This is a genomic window from Methanobrevibacter sp. (assembly GCF_045120835.1).
GTDB lineage: Archaea > Methanobacteriota > Methanobacteria > Methanobacteriales > Methanobacteriaceae > Methanocatella.
Genome location: NZ_JBGVFE010000056.1, coordinates 1 through 2,914, shown reverse-complemented (window position 1 = coordinate 2,914; position 2,914 = coordinate 1). Strand labels below are relative to the sequence as shown.

2 protein-coding genes and 1 pseudogene are annotated in these 2,914 nt (G+C 40.1%); all 3 read right to left on the bottom strand.

Going from position 1 to position 2,914, the window contains the following annotated elements:
* A pseudogene (locus ACJMLO_RS05665) lies at positions 1-630 on the bottom strand (phosphoglycerate mutase); the annotation flags it as partial.
* A 71-nt stretch (positions 631-701) separates the two neighbouring features.
* Positions 702-1,385, bottom strand: a complete 684-nt coding sequence (locus tag ACJMLO_RS05660; protein WP_405294775.1) for a TIGR00297 family protein — start codon at positions 1,383-1,385, stop codon at positions 702-704.
* A 254-nt stretch (positions 1,386-1,639) separates the two neighbouring features.
* Positions 1,640-2,914, bottom strand: a 1,275-nt coding sequence (locus ACJMLO_RS05655; protein ID WP_405294773.1) for an Ig-like domain-containing protein, incomplete at its 5' end; no start/stop codon positions are given.

The window sequence follows — 2,914 nt, the reverse complement described above, 5'->3', positions numbered from 1 at the left end:
GTTGACCGGATGGTCCTTTACCATCTCATATGTTTTGACAACAAGCTTGTTTAAGATGTCAGCGGTTTTTGCCGCTTCGGGAGTATCGTCAAGTGCCTTTACCTCTTTAGGTTTGTTGCCTTCAACCTTAGGGTCTGCATCGCTTACCTTGTCAGACAATCCTTCTCCCCTAAGCACCAGAACTGCCCTGTGACCTGTGGACTCCTTGAAGATAATCTTGATGTCCGGATAGTCCTCAAGAACCATTGTGTTTAAAACATCCACGATTTCCTTGGTGCCCTCCTTGATTCTGCCGGCACGCCTGTCGGTTACGATTAGATCTTCATCGGCAGTTGAGAAATTGCATCTGAATGCGATGTCGCCCGGCAGGACGTCCACGCCGACACCATTTGCCTCGAATGGCCCCCTTCCAGTATATACCTCATAAGGGTCATAGCCTAAAATTGACAAGTGTGCGGTGTCACTTCCAGGAATAATTCCCGGAGCAATGGAATCCATAATGCCAGTTATCCCTTCTTCAGCCATCTTATCCATATTTGGAGTGTTTGCAGCTTCAAGAGGAGTCTTATTTCCTAATTCTTTAATTGGACGGTCCCCCATACCATCCATAATCAATACAATACCTTTCATCAAATATCACCATTTAAATATTCATTATTAATTTTATAATTTGACAGTTAAATAATTTGTTTAAAAAAAAGTTAGATAAGTAAAATTCCGACAATTGCTCCCACAATTGTGGCAAGTAAATTTACATGTTCATTGTTTATTAGTCCCCTATTCTCAAACAGGGCTCCCAGAATACTGTCCATAAAACAACCGACTGTACCTGAAATGATTGAAACCATAATTGCAGACAATGGACTTGGAACTATGCCCAGCAGATATGCGGCTACACCGATTATTGCCGCTCCGACAATTCCCACAGCAGTTCCCAAAACAGACACTGCACCGTTGGTTCCCGGATCAACACTTTGGAATGTTGTAATCAAACGAGGATGCTTATCCAATACTCCGATTTCAGAAGCTAGAGTATCTGATGTTGCTGTTGCGATTGCACCGATGAAACCTCCCACAAAGGGCAGGTAATATCCTCCGAACGCAGCCATGAAACAGGCGACAACACCGTTTGAAATAACGTTCTTGCTTGTTCTTCTTCCTTCAAACTGGCCAAGAGACCTTTTGTATTTTTTGGAGTACTTTGTTGCAAGAAGGGACATCACTAAAAATAAGACAATTAAAAGCAGCCAGTTGATTCCTGCCGAAAATATGATTACAATACCCATTACAATCATGACGGCCGAACCGAACATGTCCAAGGATTTTCTCTGATATGTAATAAAACCCAAAATAAAGAGAAGAACTACATATACCCAATTAATCATAGCTTGCATTTTAACACAATCCCCTTGATTAAATATATTGTCGACAATTATATAAAAATATTATCATGAAACGGACCAAATTTTTCCTATCGTTTGCTTGAATGTAGAGTTAATTATATTAAATATTTTATGGCAACTATAAAAATGCATTAATCGTGCATCATTTTAATAGAATTAAGAAACTGAATTGATAAAAATTATCAGATAGATATATATTAAAAAAAATAATTTGGAGGGTTTGATTGATTTCACCCTCATTTCACTTTAACTTTTCCTTTTACAATGTTTGTACTGTACGCAGCAGAGTACTTGTACTTCTTGCCTTTCTTGAGCTTTTTGGTAACTTTCTTTTTGATAGTGACTTTTGCAATACCTTTGGAATTGGTTTTTGCAGTGTATTTTTTGCCTTTGAACTTGAAGACAATCTTTTTGCCGCTTATTGCTTTGCCATTTGTCCACTTAAGTTTGGCCTTAAGAACAAGTTTCTTGCCTTTCTTGACTTTAACAGTCTTTTTAACCAGCTTGAGAGTCTGTTTAACGATTAGGCTGTTTGTCACCATTGTGTTTTTATATTCTGCAGTGACGCTGAATTCATCAGGATTCAGGTTGATTAGAAGTCTTGCGTATCCGTCCTTGTCAGTCTTACAGGAATAGTGGATAGTGTTGACATAGATATCGACGAATTCACCAACGCCTACAGGTTCACCATCATCCCCGATTGCAAGTACAACATATCTTGTACCGTCGAGATAGTCCATTGTAATGTCCTTGTTTTCAAGCAGACGTTTTACGATTGTGATGTTGCTTGTTACCTTCTCACCGGTTACCGGGTTAAATACGACCACATCATAAACGCCGACATCAAGGTGTGAATCTGTCAGGTATCCTATACCTTTTCCATCTGTTGTGACTGTGTATGTCTTGCCGTTGACTGTGAACTGCACATCCGCATTTACCAAAGGAGTTCCGTCCTTATTGAGGAATCCTGCCTTGTAATCATATGGGCTGTTCCAACCACGTTTGATAGGATCGGCAACGATTGACCTGAATACGGTAACATTTGTTAGGAATGTTTCAGGATTATATTTGCCGTCTCCGCTGTAGGTCACATTGATGCTGTGTGTTCCTTCGCCGACTCCAGGAATCGCAATTGTGTTTTCACCGCCAGTGACATTTACCACATAGGTAGTATTGTTGTCAAGGACAATGGTTACGTTACCTGTTGCATCATCCGGAACAGTTACCTTGACTATTACGTCTCCTCCAACAGTTGCATTCTGAACTTCAATAGTAGTATTTCCTGAAGCTTTGGATGCATCAAATGAAGTTTTAGTGCTGTTTGAAAGGTATTTCTCATCACCGAGGTAAGTGACAACAACATCATAAGTGCCAGATTTTATAACAGGCACGTCAACTGATTTTTGACCGCTTGTTAAGTTGATGCCATATTCTGTGCCGTTCACATTAACGATCACGTATCCTGTTGCATCGTTTGGAAGGGTTACCTCAACGGTTGAGAATTGGCCTGC